At 61.4% G+C, this 24512-nt stretch carries 25 protein-coding genes; 13 read left to right on the top strand and 12 right to left on the bottom strand.

Going from position 1 to position 24512, the window contains the following annotated elements:
• Positions 1 to 59: 59 nt before the first annotated feature.
• From AC2FNA_RS11815 to AC2FNA_RS11790, 6 genes are all read right to left on the bottom strand, one after another.
• The gene (locus AC2FNA_RS11815; protein WP_234138237.1) at positions 60 to 980 is read right to left on the bottom strand and encodes an ABC transporter permease; all 921 of its coding nucleotides are present in this window, start codon (positions 978 to 980) and stop codon (positions 60 to 62) included.
• Between the two features lie 6 nt (positions 981 to 986).
• Positions 987 to 2270 carry an ABC transporter permease gene (locus AC2FNA_RS11810; RefSeq protein WP_496826727.1) on the bottom strand — a complete coding sequence of 428 codons (1284 nt, stop codon included), beginning with the start codon at positions 2268 to 2270 and terminating at the stop codon, positions 987 to 989.
• A gap of 70 nt (positions 2271 to 2340) precedes the next feature.
• On the bottom strand, positions 2341 to 3414 hold the full coding sequence (locus tag AC2FNA_RS11805) for an ABC transporter substrate-binding protein (RefSeq protein ID WP_496826725.1): 1074 nt from the start codon (positions 3412 to 3414) through the stop codon (positions 2341 to 2343).
• A gap of 117 nt (positions 3415 to 3531) precedes the next feature.
• Positions 3532 to 4632: an ABC transporter ATP-binding protein gene (locus AC2FNA_RS11800; protein WP_238904674.1), complete on the bottom strand. Its 1101-nt coding sequence runs from the start codon at positions 4630 to 4632 to the stop codon at positions 3532 to 3534.
• Between the two features lie 203 nt (positions 4633 to 4835).
• Positions 4836 to 6230 carry an aspartate aminotransferase family protein gene (locus tag AC2FNA_RS11795; RefSeq protein ID WP_496826722.1) on the bottom strand — a complete coding sequence of 465 codons (1395 nt, stop codon included), beginning with the start codon at positions 6228 to 6230 and terminating at the stop codon, positions 4836 to 4838.
• A gap of 77 nt (positions 6231 to 6307) precedes the next feature.
• The gene (locus tag AC2FNA_RS11790; protein WP_496826721.1) at positions 6308 to 6988 is read right to left on the bottom strand and encodes a GntR family transcriptional regulator; all 681 of its coding nucleotides are present in this window, start codon (positions 6986 to 6988) and stop codon (positions 6308 to 6310) included.
• A gap of 146 nt (positions 6989 to 7134) precedes the next feature.
• On the opposite strand from AC2FNA_RS11790, the gene AC2FNA_RS11785 reads away from it, so the two are divergent.
• The 5 genes from AC2FNA_RS11785 (at position 7135) to AC2FNA_RS11765 (ending at position 12425) form a co-directional block, all read left to right on the top strand.
• Complete coding sequence (locus AC2FNA_RS11785) at positions 7135 to 8220, top strand: polyamine ABC transporter substrate-binding protein (protein WP_496826719.1); 1086 nt, start codon at positions 7135 to 7137, stop codon at positions 8218 to 8220.
• 80 nt (positions 8221 to 8300) lie between these two features.
• Positions 8301 to 9428, top strand: coding sequence for an ABC transporter ATP-binding protein (locus AC2FNA_RS11780; RefSeq protein ID WP_496826717.1), 1128 nt, complete (start codon positions 8301 to 8303; stop codon positions 9426 to 9428).
• A complete protein-coding gene (locus AC2FNA_RS11775) occupies positions 9428 to 10309 on the top strand; it encodes an ABC transporter permease subunit (RefSeq protein WP_496826715.1) in 882 nt (293 codons plus the stop codon). Before AC2FNA_RS11780 ends, AC2FNA_RS11775 begins: the two co-directional genes overlap by 1 nt.
• Positions 10306 to 11121 carry an ABC transporter permease subunit gene (locus tag AC2FNA_RS11770; protein WP_011049149.1) on the top strand — a complete coding sequence of 272 codons (816 nt, stop codon included), beginning with the start codon at positions 10306 to 10308 and terminating at the stop codon, positions 11119 to 11121. The genes AC2FNA_RS11775 and AC2FNA_RS11770 overlap by 4 nt, the downstream gene beginning before the upstream one ends.
• On the top strand, positions 11121 to 12425 hold the full coding sequence (locus tag AC2FNA_RS11765; protein ID WP_496826713.1) for an NAD(P)/FAD-dependent oxidoreductase: 1305 nt from the start codon (positions 11121 to 11123) through the stop codon (positions 12423 to 12425). Before AC2FNA_RS11770 ends, AC2FNA_RS11765 begins: the two co-directional genes overlap by 1 nt.
• Positions 12426 to 12429: 4 nt before the next feature.
• On the opposite strand, the gene AC2FNA_RS11760 is transcribed toward AC2FNA_RS11765, so the two are convergent.
• Genes AC2FNA_RS11760 through AC2FNA_RS11750 form a run of 3 tightly spaced genes read right to left on the bottom strand, consistent with a single transcriptional unit; the run spans position 12430 to position 16320 of the window.
• Entirely contained in the window at positions 12430 to 13329 is a 900-nt protein-coding gene (locus AC2FNA_RS11760; protein WP_496826711.1) for a phosphotransferase family protein, read from the bottom strand.
• 36 nt (positions 13330 to 13365) lie between these two features.
• A complete protein-coding gene (locus AC2FNA_RS11755) occupies positions 13366 to 14037 on the bottom strand; it encodes a flagellar hook capping FlgD N-terminal domain-containing protein (RefSeq protein ID WP_496826709.1) in 672 nt (223 codons plus the stop codon).
• Between the two features lie 3 nt (positions 14038 to 14040).
• Positions 14041 to 16320 (bottom strand): flagellar hook-length control protein FliK, encoded by a 2280-nt coding sequence (locus AC2FNA_RS11750; RefSeq protein WP_496826707.1) that lies wholly within the window; start codon positions 16318 to 16320, stop codon positions 14041 to 14043.
• 107 nt (positions 16321 to 16427) lie between these two features.
• Here AC2FNA_RS11750 and AC2FNA_RS11745 point away from each other — a divergent pair, with 107 nt between their 5' ends.
• The 6 genes from AC2FNA_RS11745 (at position 16428) to AC2FNA_RS11720 (ending at position 20127) form a co-directional block, all read left to right on the top strand.
• On the top strand, positions 16428 to 16715 hold the full coding sequence (locus AC2FNA_RS11745) for a rod-binding protein (RefSeq protein ID WP_496826705.1): 288 nt from the start codon (positions 16428 to 16430) through the stop codon (positions 16713 to 16715).
• The gene (locus AC2FNA_RS11740; protein ID WP_496826703.1) at positions 16705 to 17064 is read left to right on the top strand and encodes a flagellar biosynthesis protein FlgN; all 360 of its coding nucleotides are present in this window, start codon (positions 16705 to 16707) and stop codon (positions 17062 to 17064) included. The genes AC2FNA_RS11745 and AC2FNA_RS11740 overlap by 11 nt, the downstream gene beginning before the upstream one ends.
• Before the next feature lie 210 nt (positions 17065 to 17274).
• The gene (locus AC2FNA_RS11735; RefSeq protein ID WP_496826701.1) at positions 17275 to 18486 is read left to right on the top strand and encodes a flagellin N-terminal helical domain-containing protein; all 1212 of its coding nucleotides are present in this window, start codon (positions 17275 to 17277) and stop codon (positions 18484 to 18486) included.
• A gap of 68 nt (positions 18487 to 18554) precedes the next feature.
• Complete coding sequence (gene flaF, locus AC2FNA_RS11730) at positions 18555 to 18932, top strand: flagellar biosynthesis regulator FlaF (RefSeq protein WP_496826699.1); 378 nt, start codon at positions 18555 to 18557, stop codon at positions 18930 to 18932.
• A complete protein-coding gene (gene flbT, locus AC2FNA_RS11725) occupies positions 18929 to 19333 on the top strand; it encodes a flagellar biosynthesis repressor FlbT (protein WP_496826697.1) in 405 nt (134 codons plus the stop codon). Before flaF ends, flbT begins: the two co-directional genes overlap by 4 nt.
• Entirely contained in the window at positions 19330 to 20127 is a 798-nt protein-coding gene (locus AC2FNA_RS11720) for a DUF1217 domain-containing protein (RefSeq protein WP_496826695.1), read from the top strand. The genes flbT and AC2FNA_RS11720 overlap by 4 nt, the downstream gene beginning before the upstream one ends.
• 12 nt (positions 20128 to 20139) lie before the next feature.
• Here AC2FNA_RS11720 and AC2FNA_RS11715 read toward each other — a convergent pair whose 3' ends face one another.
• The 3 genes from AC2FNA_RS11715 to AC2FNA_RS11705 all read right to left on the bottom strand — a co-directional run bounded on the left by AC2FNA_RS11715 (position 20140) and on the right by AC2FNA_RS11705 (position 23048).
• Positions 20140 to 21717: a DUF427 domain-containing protein gene (locus AC2FNA_RS11715; protein WP_496826693.1), complete on the bottom strand. Its 1578-nt coding sequence runs from the start codon at positions 21715 to 21717 to the stop codon at positions 20140 to 20142.
• 370 nt (positions 21718 to 22087) lie between these two features.
• The gene (locus AC2FNA_RS11710) at positions 22088 to 22789 is read right to left on the bottom strand and encodes a winged helix-turn-helix domain-containing protein (RefSeq protein ID WP_496826691.1); all 702 of its coding nucleotides are present in this window, start codon (positions 22787 to 22789) and stop codon (positions 22088 to 22090) included.
• On the bottom strand, positions 22761 to 23048 hold the full coding sequence (locus AC2FNA_RS11705; RefSeq protein WP_496826690.1) for a hypothetical protein: 288 nt from the start codon (positions 23046 to 23048) through the stop codon (positions 22761 to 22763). The genes AC2FNA_RS11710 and AC2FNA_RS11705 overlap by 29 nt, the downstream gene beginning before the upstream one ends.
• A 180-nt stretch (positions 23049 to 23228) precedes the next feature.
• Between AC2FNA_RS11705 and AC2FNA_RS11700 the strand changes: the two genes are divergently transcribed.
• Together AC2FNA_RS11700 and rnhB are read left to right on the top strand one after the other, a co-directional pair.
• Entirely contained in the window at positions 23229 to 23705 is a 477-nt protein-coding gene (locus AC2FNA_RS11700) for a hypothetical protein (protein ID WP_496826688.1), read from the top strand.
• A gap of 96 nt (positions 23706 to 23801) precedes the next feature.
• Positions 23802 to 24434 carry a ribonuclease HII gene (gene rnhB, locus AC2FNA_RS11695; RefSeq protein ID WP_496826687.1) on the top strand — a complete coding sequence of 211 codons (633 nt, stop codon included), beginning with the start codon at positions 23802 to 23804 and terminating at the stop codon, positions 24432 to 24434.
• Positions 24435 to 24512: the final 78 nt, after the last annotated feature.

Here is a 24512-nt window from a genome sequence, read left to right as displayed (position 1 = left end):
GGCAGCAACGCAAAAGGGGCCGGTTGTCCGGCCCCTGCGTGTTGGTCCTGTGCCGGATTTCAGCCCGGCGACATGCCGCGCAGCTTTTCGGAACGACGCCGCAGCAGTTCCACCACGGTCAACAGCGCAATCGAGATCACGACGAGGATCGTGGCCACCGACAGGATTGCCGGGCTGATCTGTTCGCGGATACCGTTCCACATCTGGCGCGGGATGGTCTGTTCGTCCAGGCCGCCGACAAAAAGCACCACCACAACCTCGTCAAACGAGGTGACAAAGGCGAACAGCGCACCCGAAATCACACCGGGCAGGATCAGCGGCATCTGCACCTTGAAGAAGGTGGTGACGGGATCAGCGCCCATATTCGCCGCGGCCCGCGTCAGCGAATGGTCGAACCCGACCAGCGTTGCGGTCACCGTGATGATCACGAAGGGGATGCCAAGCGTGGCATGGGCGAGAATGATACCCAGATAGGGTATGCCCCAGTCCTGAATGCCGATCGACGAGTAGAAGAAGAACAGGCCCGTCGCGGTGATGATGATCGGCACGATCATCGGCGAGATCAGGATCGCCATGACCGCGCGCCGTCCGGGCATCTCGGGCCGGGACAGACCCAGCGCCGCGATGGTGCCTAGCGTGGTGGCCAGGATGGTCGAGAAGAAACCGATGATGATCGAGTTCTTGGTGGCCTGGATCCACTGTGCGTTCGCCCATGCGTCGGCCCACCATGAACTGTCGCGCGGTGCCTCGGGTTCAAGCATGCCAAAGGTCAGCAGCAGATCATACCAGCGGGTCGAAAACCCCTCGGCGTCAAAGGACAGCATCTTGTCGGTAAAGGTGAAATAGGGCTCGGCGTTGAAGCTGAGCGGAATGATCACCAGGATCGGCGCGATCAGGAACAGAAAGATCAGTGCGCAGATCACGAGATAGGCATAGTGCCAGACCCGTTCCAGGGGCGATGCGTGTTTGGGAAGTGCCATGTCCGATTACCCCAGTTTCAGATTGTCGATGCCGATCAGGCGATCGTACAGCCAGTAGAGAAGCAGGACGCCGGCCAGCAGCAGCGCGGCCAAGGCGGCGGCGAGCGACCAGTTCAACGATTTCTGCATGTGGAAAGCGATCAAGTTCGAGATCAGCTGACCATCTGCACCACCGACCAGCGCGGGTGTGATGTAATACCCGACCGCCAGGATGAAGACGAGCAGCGCCCCGGCGCCGATCCCGGGCACGGTCTGTGGAAAGTAGATGCGGCGGAACGCGGTCCAGCTGGTGGCGCCCAACGAGCGCGCGGCGCGTACATAGGACGGGTTGATCATCCGCATGACCGAATAGAGCGGCAGCACCATGAACGGCAGCAGGATATGCGTCATCGAGATCACGGTACCGGCCCGGTTATACATCAGCTGCAAGCGGCCATCGTCGCCAAGGATACCGAGGCCAACCAACGTATCGTTCAGCACACCCTGACTTTGAAGCAGCACCATCCAGCTGGTGGTCCGCACCAGCAGCGAGGTCCAGAAGGGCAGAAGCACCAGGATCATCAGCAGGTTGGAATGGCGTAGCGGCAGCGTCGCCAGCAGATGTGCGATCGGATAGGCCAGGATGAAGGTCAGGAAGGTGATCAACAGTGACAAGGTCAAGGTCCGCATGAACAGCTTGACATAGACCTGCCGGTTCTCGGGCACCATGGTCACCGCGCCGCTGGCATCGCGTTCGCGGTCGATGGCGGCAAGGTAGAAGTTCGTCGTGTATGAGGACGAGGCCCCGCGCATCGCCTGCCAAAGCTCGGGATTGCCCCAATCCTTGTCCAGCTCGAGAATCGCCTCCTTGTAGGGCGGTTCCAGCTTTTTGGCGCTGCGGGCGGCCTTGGTGAACATCGAACGTGAGCCTGACAGTTCATAATTGATCCGGGTGCCCGCCTGACCGGGTGCCTTCAGATCGCGCAGCGTCACCAGATCGGCGGCCAGCGCGGCAAAAGCGGCCTCGTCTGGCACCGTGCCCGGCGGGTTGGCCTCGAACCAGGCGGCAAGGTTGGTCATGATCGGGGTGCGGTCGCCCGAGGTTACGTCCTCGTGCCAGGTGAACCCGTCGTTATAGACCGAGCGGTAAAGCATCTGCCCAATCGGGAACACGAAGGTGATCAGGATGAAAGCCAGAAGCGGCAGAACTAAGAGAAAGGCGCGGCGCCGCGCACGGGCCTGCGCCCTGAGCAGCGCGCCCTTGAGCGGTTTGCCGTCCGCAGTGGTCAGCGGCTGAGCGATATCGGTCATCGGGGCTTCGTCCTGGGAAACTTGTGTGGGAAAGAGCCGCCCCGGAGAGGGGCGGCCCGGCAGTGTCAGATCAGTTCGCCAGCCAGGCGTTGAACCGCTCGTTCAGTTCAGCGTCCTTGTCGACCCAGAACTCGAAGTTGTTGACCAGAGCATTCTTCAGGGCTGCTTCCGAGGTCGGCATATGCGGTGCCATCTCGGTCTTGCCGTCCTGGTAGAGGCCGACCAGCGCGCCCGAGGACTTGCGTGCCGGGCCATAGCTGATCCACTTGGCCTGATCCGCCAGCGCTTGGGTGCTGGTGGAGAAGGCGATGAACTGCATGGCGGCGTCCTTGTTCGGTGCGCCTTTGGGGACCACGAACAGGTCGAAGTCGAGGATCTGACCGTCCCACATGATTTCGAAGGGCTGGCCTTCGGCCACAGCGGCGTTGAAGATACGGCCGTTATAGGCGGTCGACATCACCACTTCGCCGTCTGCCAGCAGCTGCGGCGGCTGTGCGCCGGCTTCCCACCAGACGATATCGTCCTTGATCCGGTCCAGCACCGCGAATGCGCGGTCTACACCTTCGTCGGTATCCAGCATCTCATAGACGTCGCCGGCCGGCACGCCGTCACCCATCAGCGCCATTTCCAGCGTGGCCTTGGCGGATTTGCGCAGGCCGCGCTTGCCGGGGATCTTGTCGGTGTCGAAGAAATCGGCGATCGAGCTGGGGGCCATTGACACGTTTGCGGTGTTGTAGGCAACCGAGGTCGACCAGACGATGTTCGCGACGGCACAATCCTGCAGCGCGCCATCGATAAAGTCGTCGGTCGCGGCGGTGCCATCGGGGGCTGCGGACAGGATTGCGGGGTCGATCTCTTCCAGCAAACCCTCGTCGCACAGGCGCACGGCGTCCGAGAATTCAACGTCAGCGACGTCGACAGACACGTTGCCGGCCTCGACCTGGGCCTTGATCGGGGTTGCCGGGTTGTCGGCGTCGACCGAGTTCACCTTGATGCCGGTCGCGGCGGTGAACGGCTTGTGATAGGCTTCTACCTGGCTCTTGGTATAGGCGCCGCCCCAGGACATCACGGTGACTTCCTGCGCGGAAACGGCAAAGGCTGCCGAGGTCAGCGCGGTTGCCAGCAAAGCTGTCTTAAGTTTCATGGATTGCTCCCTTGTTGACCCGTTTGGTTTTTTTCACGGGACCGGCCGCGACGGGCGCTGCGGCCAGATCCGGTTGCATCCGCCCCGGTTCACGGGGCGAGCGTTTCCGGCGCTGGATCAGGCGTCCAGCGCGCGGCAATCTTCGGGCAGCCAGCCGATTTCGATCTGGGCGCCGGGTTCCAGTCGCACCTGATCGGGCGCGTTCCGTGTCTTGATGATGAATTCATCGTTTCCGGCAACGCGGACACGGGTGCGGAAGATGTCACCCATGTAGATGAATTCCATCACCTCGGCCTTGAGCGTGTGCGCACCTGCTTTCAGGCGGCTCTTGTTGAATTCGACACGCTCGGGGCGGATCGACACACGGGTACGCTCGCCCGGGCGGCTGACATTGACCGGTTTGCAGTCGATCAACTCGCCGTCGTCGAGACGGACCACCGCGATACCGTTGCGGATCTCCTGCACCTCGCCTTCGAGAGTGTTGTTCTCACCGATGAACTGGGCAACGAAGCTGTTGGCAGGCTGCTCATAGAGCTCGTCGGGCGGCGCCAACTGCTGGATCACACCGTCGTTGAACACCGCGACGCGGTCGGACATGGTCAGCGCCTCGGTCTGATCGTGGGTCACATAGACCACGGTGATTCCCAGATCATGTGCCAGGCGGGTGATTTCGAATTGCATCTTTTCGCGCAACTGCTTGTCCAGCGCGCCCAGCGGTTCGTCCATCAACACCAGTTCCGGTTCGAAAACCAGTGCACGGGCCAAGGCAACGCGCTGCTGCTGGCCGCCGGACAGCTGTGCCGGGCGACGGCCGCCAAAGGCGCCCATCTCGACCATGTCGAGTGCGCGCTTGATCTTGGCCTCGCGGTCGGATTTGCCGATATTGCGCACTTCCAGCGGAAACGACAGGTTTTCGGCAATCGTCATATGCGGGAACAGGGCATAGTTCTGGAACACCATGCCGATGCCGCGCTTGTGCGGCGGGATATTGTTGATGGGTCGCCCATCCAGCTTGATTTCGCCATGTGTGGCGGTTTCAAACCCGGCCAACATCATCAGGCAGGTTGTCTTGCCGGAACCCGACGGGCCGAGCATCGTCAGAAACTCGCCCTTGGGCATGGTCAGGTTGAGATCTTTTACAACAAGCGTTTCGCCGTCATAGCTCTTCTGGACGCGTTCGAATTCAACGAACGCATCGTTGCTGGTGCGTGTGGTCAATGCCAGCTCCCCGTACACTTACACTGCGATCTTGGCCGCTATTGCCCTGAGGTTAAGCGCGCACTGGGGGGAGTTGCAACCGATTTGCGACAGTTTAGCGACGGATGCGACGCATTGCTAAGCTGTGGCCGCTAATGCTGTCGGAATAAGCAAAGCCGGCCCCATTGGGACCGGCTTGAGATTCTGTGCCGATTGTCCGCCGATCAGGAGGCGGATTTCATCAGGCCCTGTTTCTCGATTTCAGCCTGCGCCTCGTCGAGTGATTTACGGATACGCACGAACATCTCGTCGATCTCGGCCGGCGTGATCACCAGCGGCGGCGAGATGATCATCCGGTCGCCCACGTGACGCATGATCAGGTTGTTGCGGAAGCACCGTTCGCGGCAGATATAGCCGATGGTGCCAGGTTCCGACGCGAACTTGGCGCGGCTGGCCTTGTCCGGGGTCAGCGCGATCGAGGCCATCATGCCGACGATCTTGGCTTCGCCCACCAGCGGATGGTCGGTCAGCGCCTCCCATTTTTTCTTGAGATAGGGCGCGGCCACGTTGCGGACGTGGTCGATGATGTTCTCTTCTTCAAGGATGCGCAGGTTCTCAAGCGCGACGGCGGCGGCCACCGGGTGACCAGAATAGGTGTAACCGTGATTGAACTCGTCCATACCGATCACATGGGCGACCTCGTCACAGACAATCGAACCTCCGATGGGCGCATAGCCCGAGCTGAGCCCCTTGGCGATGGTCATGATATGGGGACGGATTCCCAGGGTCTGGATCCCGAACCAGTTGCCCGTCCGGCCAAAGCCGCAGATCACCTCATCCGCGATCAGCAGGATATCGTATTTGTCACAAATCCGCTGAACCTCGGGCCAGTAGCTGTCGGGCGCGACGATCACGCCACCGGCACCCTGTACTGGCTCGGCGATAAAGGCCGCGACGCGGTCTTCACCCAGTTCCTGAATGGCTTCTTCCAGCTCGCGGGCGCGGGCCAGGCCGAATTCCTCGGGGTCCATGTCGCCGCCTTCGGCCCACCAGTTGGGCTGATTGATATGGTGAACACCTGGGATCATGCCGCTTTGCGCATGCATGCCAGCCATGCCGCCCAGTGCCGACGACCCAACGGTCGAGCCGTGATAGGCATTCTTGCGGCTGATGATGACGTTCTTTTCGGGCTTGCCCTTGTTCTGCCAATAGGTGCGGACCATGCGAATATTGGTGTCGTTGGCCTCGGACCCGCCACCGGCAAAGAACACATGGTTCAGATCGCCGGGCGCCAGCTCGGCCAGTTTCTGCGCCAGCGCGATGGCCGGCACATGGGTGGTCTTGAAGAAGGTGTTGTAATAGGGCAGCTCGCGCATCTGGCGGGCCGCGACCTCGGCCAGTTCGTCACGGCCATAGCCGATATTTACGCACCACAGCCCGGCCATCGCATCGAGGATCTCTTCGCCCTCGCTGTCGTTGAGCCAGACGCCGCGGGCGCGGGTGATGACACGGGTGCCTTCTTCGCCCAGCGCGTTGTTTGCCGAGAACGGATGCAGGTGATGGGCCGCATCCAGCGCCTGCAACTCGGCGGTGGGCATGTGATTTGTGATGGTCGCCATCGGGTGAGTCTCCTGCAAAAAACGGTCTTGATGGCAGAATATGATCAAATTTGATCGTGTCAAATCGAATCGTGATCTCAGACGTTTTCCGCCAGCACTCCGGCCATCTGTTCCATGCCCTGTTCGACGTCCTGTTCCATGGCGAGAGCGACCCCATTGATATCGCCTGCGCGTAATGCATCGAGCATTTCCTTGTGCCGGTCCGGCAGGTTCTGGGTGCCGAAACGACCACAGACCACCCTTAGCGACGGCCCGAATCGCAGCCATAGCCGTTCTGCCATTTCGGTGAGGATCGGAGCGTCCGCCACCTTATAGAGCAGAGCGTGAAAATCATAGTTCGAGCGAAGATATCCGCCCACATCGCCACTCTCGATGGCCTGATCAAGTGACGAATCCAGCTCCACCAGTTGTGCCACCGCCTCGGGCGTCATCCTCTCGGCCGCGCGGCGAGCCAGTTCTGCCTCGATTGATTTCCTTACGAAAATAACCTGCTGCAAATCGTTTTGGGTCAGCACCGGTACGATGACCCGCCGGTTGCCCTGAAATGACAGCGCACCTTCGGACATCAGGCGGCGGATCGCCTCGCGTACCGGAGTCATCCCGACACCCAGCGAATCAGTCAGCCCCTGGATGGTCACGGCCTGCCCCGGAGCCAGCTCTCCGAACAGGATTCGGGCCCGCAACATCTGATAAACCTGTTCGTGAACAGGCTGTTTTCCTTCACTGGGAGTGGGCCCGGATGCAGCTTTTTTGATCATATTCAAAGGAGTTGCCCCTATTTCGTCATGACGACTTGTCATACCTGCGACTAGGTGAAAACATAAACACTGTTGCCGCAGAAGGCAAAACTTGATCAAATCTACCGAGGTGGGAAAATACCCGCCACCTTGCAGGGAGACACTCAATGACATTCAAATCGCTGACACTCACGGCGGTGGTTGCGCTGGCAAGCTCGACGGCCTTTGCGGACGAAGTGCGCGTCTACAACTGGTCGGACTATATCGACGAGGAGCTGCTGGCCAAGTTCGAGGCCGAAACCGGCATCACGCTGATCTATGACGTGTTCGACAGCAACGAGGTGCTGGAGACCAAGATGCTGGCCGGCGGGTCCGGCTATGACGTGGTGGTGCCTACCGGGACCTTCCTGCAGCGCCAGATTCAGGCCGGCGCCTTCCAAAAGCTGGACATGTCCAAGCTTCCGAACCACGCAAACATGTGGGACCAGATCGAATCCCGTACCGCGCAATACGATCCGGGCAACGAGTATTCGATCAACTACATGTGGGGCACCACTGGCCTGGGTATCAACGTCGGCAAGGTCAAGGAAGTGCTGGGCGACGACGCGCCGATGAACAGCATGGACCTGGTGTTCAAGCCTGAAAACATGGAAAAGCTGGCCGCCTGCGGCGTGCATTTCCTGGATGCGCCGACAGAGATCATCCCCGCGACGCTGAAGTATCTGGGTGAGAACCCCGACAGCCACGACGCCGATGTGATCGCCAAGACCGAACCGGTGCTGATGGCGGTACGCCCCTACATCCAGAAGTTCCACAGTTCGGAATACATCAACGCTCTCGCCAATGGCGACATCTGCGTGGCGATCGGCTGGTCTGGCGACATCCTTCAGGCGCGTGACCGCGCGGCCGAGGCCGACAATGGCGTCGAGATCGAGTATCACGCCTTCAAGCAGGGCTCGCTGATGTGGTTCGACCAGATGGCCATTCCGGTCGACGCACCGAACCCGGATGCGGCGCATGTGTTCCTGAACTTCATCATGGACGCACAGAACATGGCCGCCGCGTCGAACTATGTCTATTACGCCAACGGTAACAAGGCGAGCCAGGAGTTCCTGGTAGAGGACGTGATCGGCGACACCGCGATCTATCCGGACGCGGAAACCATGGACAATCTCTATACCACCACGCCTTATCCGGCGAAAATCCAGCGGACGGTGACCCGTCTTTGGACCAAGGTCAAATCGGGCACCTGATCCGGTCCGGACCTTATCAGGGGCGGGCCTGACGGCCTGCCCCAGTCTCAACCCCATTTAGCCGAATACGGGGGCCAGCCTTGCAATCATCGACCTTCGCGCCTTGGGAAGACCCCGATGCAAAACCGCTGATCCGTTTCAAGAACGTGACCAAGCGGTTTGGCGAATTCACCGCCATCGACAACCTGACGCTGGATATTTTCGAGCGCGAGTTCTTTGCCCTGCTTGGCCCGTCCGGCTGTGGCAAGACCACGATGATGCGCATGCTGGCCGGGTTTGAAACCGCCACCGAGGGCGTAATCGAACTGGCGGGTCAGGACATTGCGCCGGTGCCGCCGAACAAGCGCGCTGTGAACATGATGTTCCAATCCTATGCGTTGTTCCCGCATCTCAGCGTCTGGGACAATATCGCCTTTGGTCTGCGCCGCGACAGCAAATCCAAGGACGAGATCAAGGCCCGGGTCGAAGAGATGCTGCGTCTGGTCCGGCTTGAGAAATTTGCCCATCGCAAGCCGCACCAGATCTCGGGCGGGCAACGGCAGCGAGTGGCGCTGGCCCGGTCGCTGGCCAAGGCGCCGAAACTGTTGCTGCTGGACGAGCCGCTGGGCGCGCTGGACAAGAAACTGCGCCAGGATACCCAGTTCGAACTGATGGACATCCAGGAAAAGACCGGCACTACCTTCGTGATCGTGACGCACGATCAGGAAGAGGCAATGACCGTGGCAAGCCGTGTCGCGGTCATGGATCAGGGCCAGCTGATGCAAGTCGCCACGCCTGACCGTATCTATGAAACCCCCAATTCGGTCTATGTGGCCGACTTTATCGGCGACGTGAACATCATCGAGGGCCGCGCCACGCCCGAGGGCGAAGACGGCTATCACATTGACTGGGCCGAGGGGCAGCCGGCGCTGACCGCGAAATCCTCTGCCAAGTTCGACAAGGGGCAGAAATGCCATCTGGCAATCCGCCCCGAAAAGGTGGCGATCAGCGCCGAACGCCCTGCCGATGCCGCCAACGCAGTGCAGGGCCGGGTGCATGACATCGCTTATCTCGGCAACCTATCCACCTATTATGTGGAACTTGCCGACGGCACGATCATCAAGGCGCAGACCTCGAACACGCGCCGCATCTCGCGTCGCAGTTTTACCTGGGAAGACACCGTCTGGCTGTCATGGACAGCCACGGCGGGTGTGCTGCTGGCAAACTGATGCGCCGGTTCCTGCTGATCGCCATTCCCTATGCCTGGCTTCTGGTGCTGTTCCTGGTGCCCTTTGTCATCGTGCTGAAAATCTCGCTGTCGGATGCGGCCATCGCCCGACCGCCCTATTTCCCGCAATTCGACTGGGCCGAAGGCATCATGGCCTTTGTCCGGGAGCTGGATTTCGAAAATTTCATCTTCCTGACCGAGGATGACCTGTATTGGAAAGCCTATCTGAGCAGTCTCAAGATCGCGGTCACCGCGACCCTGCTGACGCTGGTGGCGGGCTATCCCATCGCCTATGCCATGGCGCGCGCGCCCGAGGAATGGCGCCCGACCCTGATGATGCTGGTGATCCTGCCGTTCTGGACCTCTTTCCTGATCCGGGTCTATGCGTGGATGGGTATCCTGTCGAACGAAGGTTACCTGAACCAGATCCTGCTCTGGACCGGGATCATCAACGAGCCGCTGACCATTCTGAACACCAATACGGCGGTCTATATCGGTATCGTCTATACCTATCTGCCCTTCATGATCCTGCCGATCTATTCGGCGCTTGACCGGCTCGACGGGTCGCTGATCGAGGCCGCCGAGGATCTGGGCTGTTCGCGGGCGCAGGCCTTTTGGCTGGTCACCATCCCGCTGTCCCGACCGGGTATCATCGCGGGCTGTTTCCTGGTCTTCATCCCGGTTCTGGGTGAATTCGTGATCCCCTCGTTGTTGGGTGGCTCCGGCACGCTGATGATCGGCAAGGTCCTGTGGGAGGAGTTCTTCTCCAACCGCGACTGGCCGGTTGCCTCGGCGGTGGCGGTGGTGCTGCTCTTGATCCTCGTGGTGCCCATCGTGCTGTTCCAGCGCAACCAGCAGAAACAGGCGGAGGCCGAGAAATGAACAGGATGAGCTGGTTCAACACCGTGTCGCTGACACTGGGGTTTGCGTTTCTCTACATCCCGATGCTGATCCTGATCGTTTACAGCTTCAACGAGAGCAAGTTGGTGACGGTCTGGGCCGGATTCTCAACCAAATGGTATGGCGAGCTGTTCCAGAATGACGCGTTTCTGAACGCGGCCTGGGTCACGCTCAAGGTGGCGGTGATGTCCTCGACCCTGGCCACCATCCTGGGCACGATGGCGGCGCTGGTGCTGGTGCGGGCTGGGCGGTTCATGGGCCGTACCCTGTTTTCCGGCATGATCTATGCACCGCTGGTGATGCCCGAGGTGATCACCGGTTTGTCGCTCTTGCTGCTGTTCATCGGGATCGGCCTGGATCGCGGGGTGATGACCATCGTGCTGGCGCATACGACCTTTGCCATGTGCTATGTCTCGGTGGTGGTGTCCTCGCGGCTGGTTACTTTCGACCGTTCGTTGGAGGAAGCGGCGCTGGATTTGGGCTGTTCCGCAGCCGAGGCCTTTCGGCTGGTCACCCTGCCCATCATCGCGCCCGCGGTGATCTCGGGCTGGCTGCTGGCCTTTACCCTGTCGCTGGACGATCTGGTGATCGCGTCCTTTACCTCGGGTCCTGCCGCAACCACCCTGCCGATCAAGATCTTCTCGGCGGTGCGTCTGGGGGTCAGCCCCGAGATCAACGCGCTCAGCACGATCATGATTGGCATCGTCACCGTTGGGGTGATCAGCGCCTCGCTGATTTCGAAACAGGCGCTGGTGCGCCAGAAACGGGATGAACAGGCGGCGGCCCGCGGCTGATGCGCCGGATCTTTTCGGATTACGCCTATGGCAACGGGCCGCGCGCGGGCTGCTGGTGGGACGAGACCATCGCCGCGCCAGACTGGCCCGTTGCTGCGGGCGACATTCGGGCGGATGTCGCCATCGTTGGCGGTGGCTTTACTGGCATAACGGCCGCTTTGCACCTTGCCGAAAACGGAGTGTCAGTGGCCGTATTCGAGGCCGAAACGCCCGGTTGGGGCGCGTCGGGCCGCAATGGCGGCTTTTGTTGCCTGGGCGGCTCCAAGCTGAGCGATGCCCAGAAACGCAGACGCTATGGTGAGGCGGGGGCCCGCGCCTACGATGAGGCCGAGAAAGAGGCGGTTGCTCTTGTCGCCAGCCTGATTGAACGGCACCTGATCAGTGCTGACACCCATTCGCATGGCGAAACGCAATTGGCGCATTCCGCCCGTGCCATGGAGGCTCTACGCCGTCAGGCCGCCGCGGGGCAGGGTCGATTGCATGAGAAACACGAGCTGGCGACCGAAGGTCTGAACGGAAAGTTCCTTGGCGGGCTGACCAGCGATGTCGGCTTTGCCCTGAACCCGCGAAAATATCTGTTCGGCCTGGCCGCTGCTTCGGCGCGGTCGGGTGCGCGCCTGTTCCAAAACAGCCCTGTCAACCGGATCGAGCAGGGCGTGCGGGGCCATATCCTGCATACGCCAAAGGCTCGGATCAAGGCAGAGACCGTACTGATCTGCACCAACGGCTATTCCAGCGAGGACATGCCGCCCTGGCTCGCTGGCCGTTACATGCCCGCGCAGTCGAGCGTCATGGTCACCCGCCCCCTGTCCGAAGCAGAACTGCAAGCGCAGGGCTGGACCTCGGACCAGATGGCCTATGACACGCGCAACCTGCTCCACTATTTTCGCCTGATGCCGGACCGGAGGTTTCTGTTCGGTATGCGCGGTGGGCTGCTTTCCTCTCCCCGTGCAGAGACTGGCATCCACGCCCGGTTGCGTCGGCATTTCGATTCGATGTTCCCAGCATGGACGGGAGTCGAGGCAACTAACCTGTGGTCCGGGATGGTCTGTCTGACGCGGGGGTTGATGCCCTATGTCGGCCCGGTGCCGGGGACGCCGGGCCTGTTTGCCGGGCTGGCCTATCACGGTAACGGGGTGGCGATGGGAACCTATTCAGGGCGCGCATTGGCGCGGATGGCGCTGGGCTCGGACCCCAGTTTGCCGCTCGCGATGAAGACGCCCTTGGCGCGTTTTCCCCTTGGCCGGTTCCGCCGTGCGATCATGCCGCCGGTCTATCTGGCGCTTGGGCTGGGCGATCTGTGATCGCTCAGCAGGCCGCCAGCGCCGCGCGCTCGAACCGGAAGGCGGGGGCATAATCGGGCGCCCCGTTCTGAGCCCGCCAAAGGCAATAGGCCGCCATGCGCCAGTGAAACCACGGCTTCAGGACAAGATAACGAGCTACCGTTTCCCGGTTTTCATAGGCACCCAGAAACTGGCTCTCTTCGGTCGCGGTCAAGGGAACGCCCCGATAGACCTGCTGCATGGCCGGTGACAGGAACATGGCCAAATCCTCGGCCGGGTCGCCGATGGCGGGGCATTGCCAGTCGATCAGGACAGCCCGCGCGTCCGATACCAGAAGATTGCCCGCGACCGGGTCGCCATGGATCAGGCAGGTCGGCCCCGCTTCAACCGGTGCAGTGTAGGGGCGCATCCGAATGAGTTGGCCGCGCTCTGGTTCAGCGCAGCGCGTCAGAATGGCTAGGGCATGCCGACTGATGGCGGCGCTGCCGTTGCAACCGGGTGGTGCGGGGACATCGGGTGATTGCGCATGCAGGTCGGCCAGAACGCGGGCCGCGATTGTGCAATCCGCTCGCCATGGGGCGCCGGGCGCATGATCGTAGACAACCCATGCCTCTTGCCCGTTGGTGCCAGAGGCGCGCAAGTGTGGGGCAAGGCCGGTTCCTGCCAGCCGTTCGAGGCAGAGCGCCTCAAGCCGGGCGTCATTTCCGAACAGGGGATTGTCGAAGTCCTTGCGATAGAGTTTCAGAACCAGATCGTCGGCCGGGCCGTGCAGCCGCCAGACACGATTGGTCCGCCCGCCATAGAGCGTCTCGAACCGGTCGCCGGCCTGCACCAGACCACGTTTGCGCAACTGCGCGACCAGCCCCTGAGGCGGGATATCCGGGTTCTCGATCAGCTCGACCTCGGGCTTTTGGGCGCAGGTCAAACTGGACTGTGCCCATGACCCCAGCGGGCCGCAAGATCAGCTGTTCGCCCGCACAGCGGTTACCATGCTGGCCAAAATCGCCTGTCCGCCGTCAAGGATCAAGATCACTTCGCCATTCTCGACCTGTGCTTCGCGCACCGTGTGATAGACGGCCGCGGCCTCGTCCAGCAGCAACTCGTCCGCCTTGTAGCTCTGGATGGTGAAGCTGTAGAGCCCATGCTCGCGCTCACTCCCGTCGCTTTCCTTGCCAGTCCAGACAACCGGCTCCGCAGAGACCGGCACCTGGTAGCGGTCAGCGATCTCGCCCTGTGCGTCGCGCACCACCAGATAGGCCTTGTCGGCGGCCGCAAGCGGGGCCGGTGATACGGTGACAGGCGCCCCCTTGAAATTGGCGGGGGCCACAGCGCGGGCCTGCTTGTCGATCCAGCTTGACAACTTGGCCATATCTGTGGCGCCAAGCTTGTCGACCAGCGCGGCGAGCATATCGTTGGTCTTGGTCTGTTGCTCAACCATCGAGAACTGCGCCAACTGCGCGGCATATTCAGAAGAATCAAGCGGCTCCAGAGGATCCTGATATTTCGCCTGAGTCGTCAGCATGCGGATGAACGTGTCGAAATCGGAACTTAGGCTGCGTTTTTCTTGCGGATTGCTGCTCTGCGCGGATTGCTGCTGCGCCGACGCAGATGTCGAATTCACGTTTGTGACCATGGCTCAAAGCCTCATGTCAAGTCCGTTGGCGGCGATACGCGGCCGATCTTCGGCAGTGTCCGGACGGTCTGTCTCTGCTGTTTCGGAAATCTGGCCCCTCCCACCGGAGCGCTGATGCGGGTCTCCGTTGGCACCGCCATGGGTTCCCCCGAAGCTGAAGGTAACATCGGCATATCCCATCTGTCGGAACTCTGATGAAAGTTGATCGATATTGCGTCTCATCAGCTCAACGGTCTCCGGTCGCTCGGCGACGATTGTCAGGGTCAGGACATCACCACGGGTTTTCAGGTTCATCTGGACGCGGCCCAACTCTTCAGGGTCCAAAGCGATCTCGACACTGTCCGCACCGGTCTGACTTGCAACCGCCGTTGCCAACTGCCCGCCGATATGGCGGGCCGAGTCGGCCTGGATGCCCGGTGCCGATGGTGTCGTGGGTACGCTGCCATGACCCGCCGACACAAATAGCGCGTCTGGCGGCAACTCGCTTCTGTGTTCAGGTCGCATCCCCAGTTCGGCGACGAACCCCGCCTTGACCAAGTTGTTGGCAGGGAACGGCCTTGCAGCGTCCCAGGTCCGGGACTGTGTAACGGGTGTCGTCGAAAACGCGCCCGATGCGGCTTGCGTAGCGGATTCCGTCCACCGCCGTGACATCGCGTCCGGCTGGCTGGTGCCTTCTGCTTCTGGCAGCAACCGATGAGAGAAGGTGGATATTCCGCCGGTTGACGCTTCCGCTGGAATGGTGGGTGCCCTTCCGGATTCCTGCGCGATGGCCTGCGGTTTATACTCCGAGCCGGGGCGTGTTGGTGCTGTATGTTCCGAAGTCCGGGCCCGTGTCATGTGGGGGAGGGGGGCTGACTGAAACCGATCCGGAGAGGTCGGTGTTGTGGCCAGCTCGGGCCGAACCGACGGAACGGAGCGTGGGAACGCTGACGATTCCGAACTTGACGCCATGTGCACATTGGCCAGGCCTGCGAGATAGCGGGGTTCGCCGCTGGCCTGCGCTTTTGGCGCGTGCAGAGATTTGTCGATACTGGCGGTTTCAGCTGTGGACGATGATTGTCCTGGTGATGGACCGGTATTTGGCGCTGCGTAACCGGGTTGTGCAGCGGTTCGATCAGTGAAACCTCTGGCGACAGCAGCCATGGCCACCGCCGGTTTGTCCGTTGCCGTGGTATGGGGGGCATGTCGGAGACGAGGCGTTTCGACTACCCGTGACGTGACCGCGTCTACGAAGTCACGCGGTTCGGTTTGATCCGTCGATACTGCCTGTGCCTGGGCCTGGGCCGGCCGAACCGAGGGGGAATGGGACCCGATATCGGTTCTCGTGGGGATTGCCCGGCTTCGGTTGGTTGTGGTGATGTTGCGCACCCCGTCTACATTCGTTGCGGATGAAACGGCCGAATTTCGTGCTTCTGACACTGGGTGCCCACCGCTCGTTTGACCGGAAAGGCTCGTGCCAGGTTCGAAGATTTTCGCCTGGGTTTCGGTGGTTGCCACACCGCGCAGTTGCCGAGGTTCTTCGATTGCGTTTGGGCGAGGCACTGGTTCTTTCGGCAAAACCTCCGTCTGAATGCTGGTTTCAGATACACTCGTCTCGAGGGCGCCTGTCGGGCTGGGCGCCCGGTCCTCGGCCACGGGGGGGCGCTCGGACACTGATCGTGACCAGGACGACCGGTTTGAAAAATCCGGCGGCGTGTCGGCATTGCCTGATATCATCGAAACCTTGCCCGATGTCTCGCCAACGATCGTCTCGCCGGACAAAGCTGAGGCCGCGGGGTCTGGTTGCCACCGATGCGTTATAATCGTTCGATCTGATGAGAATAGACGCGGCGGGGATGCCCCGTAGCCGTCACTGGAATCGTGTGGAAGCCGCTGTTGGTCCTTATTGCGCGCAATCTGCCCTGGGCTGATCTGCCCGCTTTCGGCTGGCTCAGAGACAATCGGCGCGGCGGTATCTGCTTGGGCCCCTTCCGGTCCAGCCTTGTCGCTGATTGCCCTTTGTCCATTGCCTCGCGTTTCATGATCAGAAGCGTGTTGGGGGGTCTTGCCCCCTTTGCGCCCAGACTGCCCCAAATCATCTGGCTGCGCCGAGGCTTCGGGGTCTTCGGAAACGACGGCTTCGACCGTTTCCTGGATTTGTTTGATCTCTTTCTCGTCGTCGAACACGGCAGCGAAATCCGCGTTCGGGATTCCAGCCACCATCTGTTGACGTGACGATACGATTCCCGCCTTGGCGGGTTGGCCGGCAAGCGGCGGAACATGGAAACTGGTCGGTCCGGTCATGCGAATTTCTTTCGTTGCAAGACCGACCATTGCCGCAAACCGGTTACGTTTATTTTAACCGCTTATCTGTCTGATCGGGAAAGTTCGAAACAATTTCGAGGCGCCCGATGGAGATACCCCTGACACCCCAGATCGTCCCCCGGCCCGGCAAAGCCCAGTCGTCCGACAGTGCCTTGCGTGCGGTTGCGGTCGAGCTTGAGGCGACGTTTCTGGCCGAGATGCTCAAGGCTTCAGGCCTTGGCAAGGCACGCGACGCATTTGGCGGCGGCGCGGGCGAAGAGCAGTTCTCTTCGTTCCTGGTGCGCCAGCAAGCCGATCAACTGGCCCAATCCGGCGGCGTCGGGTTGGCCGAATCACTCTTCAACGCATTGAAGGAGACCCGCGATGGACACTGAAGACCTCGACGATCTGATCGCCGCGCTTGATGAACTGCTGGAACTGGAGCGCGGCGCGCTGGTTCGAGGAGAGCTGGAACAGCTTGGGCGCATGACAGAGGAGAAGGAAAGGCTGGTCGCACGGATCAATGCGGCGCCGGACCTGAGCCGCGACCGGCTGGGTTCGCTTCACCTCAAGGTGACCCGCAACCAGGCGCTGCTCAGCAGTGCGCTGGAAGGAATTCGGGCAGTGGCCTATCGCATGTCCGAACTGCGCAAGGTCAGGCAGGCGCTCGAGACCTATGACAGCGCTGGACACAAGCAACGCTATGTGACGTCGGCCAAGACACGGCTGGAGAAACGGGCGTGAGCGGACAATTGAGTCAAATTCGCCGAAACCAGCATAGCCGCTTTAGCAAACCATTAGGAGATCGGGGGCAAATCTGGCGTCGCACCTCGGAATGAGCGTGGCGCGAGACCGGCTCCCGGACTTTCGCACTCGTCAGAAAGACGTTTCCGAACGCCTGAACGGGCGGATGCAACCCCGGGCCAAAGGCCCACAAGATCAAAGGATGATGCTATGTCCAGCATTCTGACGAACAATGGCGCAATGGTGGCGCTGCAAACCCTCAAGTCGGTCAACATGAACCTGGGGCAAACCCAGAACGCCATCTCGACCGGCAAGAACGTGGCCACCGCCAAGGACAACTCTGCCGTCTGGGCCATCTCGAAAGTGATGGAATCCGACGTCAAGGGGTTCAAGGCGATCAAGGACAGCCTGAGTCTGGGTGAATCGACCGTCGCAGTCGCCCGTAACGCGGCCGAAACGGTGACCGACCTGCTGACCCAGATGAAGGGCAAGATCGTTGCCGCTCAAGAGGACAACGTCGACCGCACCAAGATCAACGCCGACGTCACTGCGCTGAAAGACCAGATCGCGGCCGTTGTTGGCGCGGCCCAGTTCAACGGGCTGAACCTGGTCAATGGCTCCGCGGGTTCCGCTTCGATCCTGGCATCGCTTGACCGTGACAACGCCGGCAACGTGACCGCGTCCTCGATCACGGTGACGGGGCAGGATCTGTCTACTGGCGGTTACACTGCCAATGACATCTTCTCGGGCAGCTCGGCGGGTGCATCGACAAATGGCGACACCGTGGCCATCGCGCTCGACAATGGTGGCGGCAACGAGCAGATCGAGATTGCCGAGAATGGCGCGGCTTTTGTGGCCGGTGACAAGGTCAGCATCACCGTTGGTGACGAGACCGTGTCCTATACGGTGACCGCCGACGATGCGGCGGCGACCACCACGGCAGACATCGTCGCTGTGGCTCTGAAGGCCAAGATCGACGATCTGGGTGTCGCCGGACTTGTCGTCGATTACGACAGCGGTACGCCGGGCACGCTCGACTTTACCAATGGTGGCGCGAACGACCTGACCGTAAGTGGCCAGTTCACGAATGCCGGTTCGGGCGGATTGGGCGCGCTGAGCACGATCGACGTATCGACCGGTGTTGGTGCGACGGCCGCGCTCGCCACGGTCGAGACCCTGATCGACACCTCGATCGACGCCGCCGCAGCCTTTGGTTCGGTGCAGGGGCGGATCGAGACGCAAAAGACCTTCATCTCGAACCTGACCGACTCGCTGAAGTCGGGCATCGGTTCGATGGTGGATGCGGATATGGAAGAGACTTCGGCGCGCTTGCAGGCGCTGCAGGTGCAGCAGCAGCTGGCGGTTCAGTCGCTGTCCATCGCCAACCAGGCACCGCAGTCGATCCTGTCGCTGTTCCGCTAAGCGATCCTGCCGGGGCGTTCGCGCCCCGGCCCCTCACCGCCGATATCTCCCAACTGTAAGGACATCACGTGAACGCGCTTCTTCAGGCACGACAGGCCTATTCGGCCGCTTCGGCTCCGACCCGGACGCCACGGAACATGGAATACGAAGTCCTGTCCCGGATTACCCACCGCATGCACAGCGCCGCCAAGCGCGGGCGCGCGGGGTTCGGTGATCTGGTCGAGGCACTGCACGAGAACAACCGGTTGTGGGGGGTCCTGGCGGCCAATGTGGCCGAGGCTGACAACGCTCTGCCGCCTGATCTTCGGGCCCGGTTGTTCTATCTGGCCGAGTTCACCCAGGTACATACCAGCAAGGTATTGCGCCGCGAGGTATCGCCACGCCCCTTGCTTGAAATCAACACGGCCGTCCTGCGCGGTCTGCGTCAAGGGGGCGCGACGGAATGAGCGGTTTGGTCCTGAAACTGGCGCCCAAGGAGCGGGTGCTGATCAATGGAGCGGTGATTGAGAATGGCGACCGGCGGGGCAGGTTGTCGATCATGACGCCCGATGCCAATATCCTGCGTCTGCGCGACGCCATCCATCCCGAAGAGGCAACGACGCCGGTTCGCCGGGTCTGTTATGCCGCGCAGCTGGTATTGTCCGGCGACAGCGAACCCGAGCAGGCCAGGATGTCGCTATTGCGCCGGATCGAGGAACTTAGCCAGGTTTTCACCGACCCCGACAGCCGCAAGGCGCTGGCCATGGCAACCGAGGCACTGGTCGCGGATCATCCCTATAAATGCCTCAAGGCGCTGCGTAGTCTGCTGCCCCGTGAAGAGCGCATCCTGGCGCTGCGGCCGCAATGAGTTACCAGCCGGTTCTGATATCGGGCGGCATTGCCGGCTGGCGGTTTCTGCAACGGACCTATGACGCCCAGGCGCAGAGTTTCTCCAGTTCCGCAGCACGCAATCGCGAAAGCTCCTACTTCATGGAGAAGATCGGTCAGGTGAAAAATGCCGAGGATCTGGTGTCGGACCGGCGGCTCCTGCAGGTGGCATTGGGGGCGTTCGGTCTCGGGGACGATCTGGACAATACCTATTTCGTGCGCAAGATCCTCGAAGACGGGACAACCTCGTCCGATGCCTTGGCCAACAAGCTATCGGACAAGCGCTATCGCGAGTTCTCCAAGGCGTTCGGACTGGGGCCAGGTGAGGTACGGACAACCGGTCTGGTCACCTTCATGGAGGATATCGTCGCCAAGAACGAGGTGGCAGGGTTCGAACAGGCGATCGGCGAACAGGACGAAACCATGCGGATCGCTCTTTATGCGCAGCATGAACTGAAGGCCCTTGCCGAAGACCGCTCAAGCGACAATGCCAAATGGTTCAGCCTGATGGGAGTTCCGCCGCTGCGCAAGATGATGGAGACCGCGCTGGGCCTGCCCTCGGGCCTTGGGCGTATCGACATCGACCAACAGCTGGAGATATTCGAGGATAAATTGCAGGCCCTGACCGGTTCGTCCAAAGTGTCTCAATTCACCGATCCGGAAATGCTGGACAAGGTGACCATTGCCTACCTGGCGCGATCACAGATCAACAGCCAATCGCTGGCAGCGTCAGCGGCCCAGAACGCTTTGACGCTGTTAGGCAATCTGCGGTGATCGGTGGGGCGCTCAGCTCTTGGTCTGTTGCGCCCGAAGGATTGTCCGTTCGACCTCGACCGCATAGCAGGTCACGGGGTGCGAGACATTGTGTAACGCGACTTCACCCAGCGGCAGGCAATTGCCGCAGGCGCTTTCGACCTCTTCCGAGACAACAATTCTGTGCCCGGTGGCTTTGCCATAGTCGCCCAGCCGCGCCGCGATATTCGCAGCCTGACCGATCACGGTGAAATCGAGACGTTCCTTCGATCCGACATTGCCATAGGTGACCCGGCCATAGGCCAGCCCGATGGCACAATCCAGCGACACGGACCCCTCGGGTGTTTCGGCCAGCTTCGTAACGATCCCGGTTGCCGAGGTCATGGCCTGACGATGGGCGGTCTGGGCATCCGCACCGGCAGGAAATACCGCAAGCACCGCGTCGCCGATGAACTTCAGGACCTCGCCGTCATGGGCATGCACGATTTCGGACACCGTCTCGAAGAACCGGTTCAACGTGGCGATATAGCTGGCGCGCCCCAGCTCCTCTTCCAGCCGGGTCGAACCGCGCAGATCGCAGAACATGATCGCGGCGTCGATCTCGTCGCCGTCTCCACGGCGGATTTCGCCACCCAAAACCCGGGCCCCGCTGCGTTTGCCAACATAGGTCTCCAGCAGTGACTGCGCATTCTCGCGCTGCATGAACACCTCGTAATAGCGGCCGATTACGGCGGAGCATTCAAAGATGAGGCCCAGATTGGCGGTGGTGAACCCGTCCGGGTGATCGCAGCTCATGGTCAAGACGTTTATCCGGCCGTCGGAAAACGGCATCGGCATAGCGACATAGTCGGTGGCGCCCTGCGCGCGCAGCTCCTGCATGATCGGGAATTCTGTATCGGTCGGCCCGTCTGTCAGCCGCTGCCGGATGCCGCCCAGCCCGTTTGATACATGTCGCAGCGGGCTGTTGTTGAAGGCCGGATGATCGTGGATTTCATAGGTCGGCGCATACGTCGAGATCTCGGCCTTCCCCTTTTCCCAGATGTAATGCTTGCCTGCGATCAGCGGATGCAGCGACCAGGCCAGAACGCTCAGCCGCGAGACCGCGATCCCGTGATCCAGCATCTTTTCGGCCAGCGCGCGGGTGAATTCCTCGGCCGTGCGGAACGAGGCTGCACCGCGCAAGAGCCAGTCGACAAGCGGTCCGCTGACATGGCCATCCGCCCCCTCGTTCAGGCTGTTGTCGCCCAGTTCGATCCGCGTATGGGCCTGCGGCATGAACCCGACATAACCGCGTATGCCGACGCTCTCGGGGAGTGGCGTGTCGTAGGACCAGACCGCGTTGGCCACCTTCTCCTCGTCGACATACATGTCGCGGTAACTGGCTGTGCCCTTGAACGGGCAAAAGGTCTGAAGCTCGGTCGGCTCTCCCAGCGGCACCAGTACGTCGTCGCGCGGGATGTAGATTGCCGGTGCCAGGCGGGTCTCGTACATCACCATTGCGCGGGTCGTTGCCGCCAGCAGTACATCATCGCGATACACCTCGACCTTTCCGTCGAGCGGCTCGATACTGATGTCATAGCTCTGGGCCCGTGGGGTGGTATGGACGTTCATCGACAACCTCCTTTTTGCCCGTCAGGTCATAGGATGGGGGCAGGGGGGGTGATTGCCAAGGGCACGAAACTGAAATTATCGGTGAGGCAGCTGATGCGATTTCTTCTGATGACAGCTCTTGTCATTGCGCCAATTGCACCGCTAGAGGCGCAACACAGCCGGATACCCCAGCCGACGCGGGATCAATGCATCTGTATCGCGGTCTGCCAGGCGACCAACCGTCCGGCCTGGGTCGCGGGGCCGCCGCCAACATGCCCGCATATCCGGGATGAGCTGATTATCGACAATCGCGCCACCTGCGCCTGCCCGGCCTGGCCGCCCGCGCAAGCGCGACCCGCGCCGGGACGCGAGTCGCCCAATCACTGATGCGTCAGACCATCTGGATCACGCTTTTGTCGATTGCCAGCATATAGCCACGCTTGGCGATGTTCTTGACCAGTAGCGCGCTGATCATCTGGTTGCCCAGCGTGTCGCGCAGCCGCTTGATCCGGGTGGCCCCAGCGGCCTCGTCACAATCGGCGGCAGCCCGGCCCGAGATAACGGATTCGATCTGCGACCCCGATAGCACCTCGTCATCCATCCGCGCCTCGGCCAGCACGGCGAGGGTCTCGATGGCGGCGGGGGTCAGCTGGAACTCCATGTTGTTGAGGTAAACGGTGTTCTCCTCGCGGCTGATCAGCAGCGAGGTCACCTGAATGCCGGTGCGTTCGATCTGGGCCATGCGGCGGTTGAGCAGCACCAGCATCGCCAGAAAGGCCAGTGCCGCGATCATCATGGCGCTGGCAAAGACCAGCAGCACGAAAATTACCATGCGATAGCTCGACAGGGTGTCGGCAAAGGCGGTGCCGGATTGGGCCAGGATCTCCAGCAGCCGGATCTCGGCCTGGGTGGTCAGATCGTTTTCGATGAACACCCGCTCGACCCGCGCATTGAACGCGTTGGCGTCGGGCAGGGTCAGCAGCAGAAAGGTGGCCGCCGTCGCCAGGATGACGACGATGGCGGCGATACCGAACCCGATCAGCCGGGTGCCCGATCGGCGCGCCTCAGAAACGGAGAAAATAGGGTCCGGCATCGGCCTTCCTCTGGTCCAGTCCCTCGGGCCCAAAGACCGAAAGCACGTTGAGCAGGGTCCAGCCTGCGGCTTGCAGGCGGGCGGCGACCTCGGCTGTGGCCTGTCCGGCCGCGCAGTTGGAGACCTGCATGACACCGTAATGCAGCCTCAGCGGCTGCTCCTGCTTGGCCTTATAGTCGGCATAGCATTCGGCGGCGCCGACGCTGGCGGGGGTCGCGATCAGGGCCAGAACGGCCAGGATTTGGGAGAACTGTTTCATGGCCGTCATCCTGCGCCCTGATGCGAGGATATTCAATAACCGCAGGGTGATAGCGGGGGTGATATCGGATAACAGGGGGGCGATATTGCTTGTCCGGGCGGGGTGGGCGCAGGTTTGGCGCATCACCACCGCCCGTGACGATGCGGGCCAGAGAACAGACAACTAAAAAGGATCCCTCTCATGCACCGCAAGTTCATTGCTCTTGTCCTGTCCACCGCCATCGCCGTCACCGGTGTCTCTGTCAGCCAGGCTCGTGCCGCCGATGCGCATGATATTCTCGGTGGTCTGGCGGCCATCGCCATCCTGGGTGCTGCCGTTCATCACTATGACAAGAAGAAGGATCGTCGCCGCCAGCAAGAGCACGCCACCCGCAACCAGCAAAACCCGTATCCGACACATGATCCGCATCGCCGCGCCAAGCCGCTGCCGACCGATGTGGCACGTTATAACCTGCCGTCGCGCTGCTTGCGCGAGGCGGATGGCTATCGCGGTCACGGTCCGGTGCTGGGTGCGCGTTGCCTGACGCGCCACTATGGTCATGCCAACAGCCTGCCGCAGCAATGTAAGGTGTCCTATTGGAATGGCGAACGGACCCGCAACGCCTATGAGCCCAACTGCCTGCGCCAGTTTGGCTATCGCGTCGCCTATTCCAACTGAGGTCGAGCAGGAGGCCCGTAAAGGGCCGTGGGGCAGGGGGCATGGCTCCCTGTCTTTTTGCTTGTCCCGGGGCGTGAATTCAGGTCAATCACGGGCATGACACAGCCTGACTACCAGCTCGAAGCGGCCCTGACAGAGCAAGGCCGCATCCGTATCGCCGGCGTTGACGAGGTCGGGCGCGGCCCGCTGGCCGGCCCGGTGGTCGCGGCGGCGGTGGTGCTGGACCCGACGGCCATACCCGCGGGGCTGAACGATTCCAAGAAACTGACCGCCGCCAAGCGCGAGCGGTTGCACGATATCCTGCATGCCAGTGCCCAGGTGAGTATCGCCGAAGCCAGCGTCGAGGAGATCGACGCCCTCAACATCCTGCGCGCCTCGCATCTGGCGATGGAACGCGCGGTCGCCGCGCTGAACCCCGCACCCGATTTCCTGCTGATCGACGGCAACCTGATCCCCGCCGGGCTAAGCTGCCCGGCAGAGGCGGTGATCAAGGGCGACGGGCGGTCGGTGTCGATTGCGGCGGCCTCGATTGTGGCAAAAACATGGCGCGATCGGCTGATGGTGGATTTGGCGCAACAGCATCCCGGCTATGGTTGGGAGCGCAACGCCGGATACCCGACAAAAGAGCATCGTGCCGCTTTGCAAGATCTTGGTGCAACCCCACACCATAGGCGTTCTTTCAAGACGGTGCACAAGATATTGTATCAAGAGCAAATCGTAACTCGCTGATTCAAAAAAGAAATTGACCGCGAATCCGGTTTGACTCATCCTGTCATCAACCAAATGAGCGCAAAAAGCGCCGTGGAA

The sequence above is a fragment of the Ruegeria sp. YKSD163 genome (genome assembly GCF_059612905.1).
This window is presented reverse-complemented; position numbering and strand designations above follow the sequence as displayed.